This is a genomic window from Ruminococcus sp. CAG:379 (genome assembly GCF_000434255.1).
GTDB classification, from domain to species: domain Bacteria; phylum Bacillota; class Clostridia; order Oscillospirales; family Ruminococcaceae; genus Ruminococcus_F; species Ruminococcus_F champanellensis.
Genome location: NZ_FR894853.1, coordinates 1 through 2,261, shown reverse-complemented (window position 1 = coordinate 2,261; position 2,261 = coordinate 1). Strand labels below are relative to the sequence as shown.

The 2,261-nt window shown below is 49.2% G+C and carries 2 protein-coding genes; one reads left to right on the top strand and one right to left on the bottom strand.

What is annotated here, in order from left to right:
• Nucleotides 1-29: 29 nt before the first annotated feature.
• Nucleotides 30-1,463: an ABC transporter substrate-binding protein gene (locus QVO51_RS03410; RefSeq protein ID WP_022357243.1), complete on the bottom strand. Its 1,434-nt coding sequence runs from the start codon at nucleotides 1,461-1,463 to the stop codon at nucleotides 30-32.
• 420 nt (nucleotides 1,464-1,883) lie between these two features.
• Here QVO51_RS03410 and QVO51_RS03405 point away from each other — a divergent pair, with 420 nt between their 5' ends.
• Nucleotides 1,884-2,210, top strand: coding sequence for a hypothetical protein (locus QVO51_RS03405; RefSeq protein ID WP_022357242.1), 327 nt, complete (start codon nucleotides 1,884-1,886; stop codon nucleotides 2,208-2,210).
• Nucleotides 2,211-2,261 lie beyond the last annotated feature (51 nt).

Here is a 2,261-nt window from a genome sequence, read left to right as displayed (position 1 = left end):
GTCTTTCTACTGTAAGACTATCTGAGGGATTATTCCCAAGTCAGCTGCTCCGGCAGGTCAGAAGCAACCTTTGTCTTGAATGCCTTCAGAGCATCATCAACAGAAGCGGTGTCACCCTTAACGTAGCCGTTAACTGCATCGATGTAGTCGTTCTTGATAGTTGCGTCATAAGGAGTAATCTTGCCATCCAGGTTGATGCCAGCAGCGACATCAATCATGGTAGCAAACTGATCCTGACCATCAGCCAGCAGTGCGCACTTGTTGGTCTTAGCGTCAACGATGGACTTCATAACGTTGTAGCTGTTTACGAACTCACCCTTAAACTCAGCATACTTCTTCATGGTCTCTTCGTTGCTGCAGAAGAACTTTACAAACTTCTCAGCCAGCTCGCCGTTGTCAGCCTTCGGAGACAGGCACAGCCAAGAACCGCCCCAAGCGTATTCCTGCGGGCCCTTAACGAAGCCCCACTTGCCGAAGTTCTCGTTGTCCTTACCACCCTGCATCTTGCCGAAGGTGGAGGTGTCATCGCCGAAGCACCAAGAGCATACGAAGTAGCCGAAGGTGTCGCCGTTAGCACCCAGAGCGAACCAGCTGTCGCCCCACTGATCTTCACCAGATACATAGTTCTTGTCTCTCATTTCCTTAACCATGTTCATGAACTTGGTGCAGGAATCATCGATAGCCAGCTTGTTGTCCTTGTCAACCCAAGCCTGAGCTCTGTTGTAGGAGAATACCTGCCACAGACCACCGATGGTTGCGGTCATATTCATCTTACCCTCGGTCTTCTCAGAAATGGTCTTAGCGGACTCCATAAATGTATCCCAGTCCTTAACCTTTTCCTGCATCTCAGTGGGAGTAGAAGCACCCAGGTACTCCTTAGCCAGGTCAGCTCTGTAAGCAAAGCCACCAGGAGTGGACTGCCAAGATGTGCCCTTCAGAACACCCTTGGAATCGGTACCGATCTGCTTGATGTAATCGTAGTTGGTCTTGAAGTCATCATCAGTCAGACCCAGGTTGGACAGAGGAGCAGATACTGCGTCATCGTTGATAAAGGTCATGATCCAGTCAGCCTCTGCGATGTACAGGTCAACGTCCTCATCGCCAGCGAAGTACTGGGTGTAGTTCTCAGCAGCATCGCCGCCCTTTGTACCACACTGTACCCATGTGATATCAGCATCCTTGACATCAGAGTTGTTAGCCAGGAAGCAGTCCTTCATAGCCTTGATGTCATCACCGGTCCAGCACAGGATGGACAGAGTAGAGCCAGTGTTCGGAACCTTGTTCTCAGCCTTGCCCTCAGTCTTGCTGGAATCTCCAGTGCTGGAGTCGTCAACCTTGCTCTCAGTCTTGGAAGAGTTGTTAGCAGGTGCGCTGGAAGAGCTGTCATCGCCACAGCCAACAAATGCTGTTGTAGCCAGTGCCAGAGTAGCAACCAGTGCCAGGGTTCTCTTAAGCTTGTTCATTGTTCGTTTCCTCCTTAAAATTTCATTATATTACGGATTATAATATAATGCCATAACAAAACCGCTGTTACTTCCGCACAGAGTACTCCCGTCCGGCGATCTGCGCAGAGCAATGCTCTATCGTCAGACTGAACATAACGGCGCACAAATACGGCGTGTTTTTGTAAGCTAAATATACCGTATAGCGCAGAAAAAGTCAATGCCTTATACCAAACCTTAATATTTTTTAGTTCATCTGCACGAATTCTCATCGATATTTTTGTGCATTATGCTCATATTTTTTTTGCGTTTTTCATTAAGTTACAAAACGGTTAAAACGAAATTACGGTGAAATCTTTGTGAAAAGTCAATCAATACGGCTTGCCAATTCTGTGAAAATCTGCTATACTGAATACATCTATTCAGAAAGGACGTATCCATATGACTTATTTTCCGTTTGCCGAACGGCGGGACACCTTTGCTTTTACCTGTACGCATATCCTGGACGGCGAGAGGGAAATCCGGCTGGTCACCCATCATTTCGACGATGGCAGCTATGAATTTCTCTGCGGCGAGGAGGGGCACGCGGCTGCACATGCGGTGATCATCACCATCGGGGAGCTGTTGGATCTGGATCCATCCATCGCCCTTGTCAGCGACCTGCCTGTGGGCTGCTGCGCCATGCGGAAGGACAAGCAAAGTCCCTGGGAATTTTCCAAACTGGCGGACGAGGAGTGGTATCCTGCCAGCCAGGGACGCATGCCCTAATCCCGATGGTCTGACACCACTCCGTCATTGACCCCGGTCACGTAAAAGCAG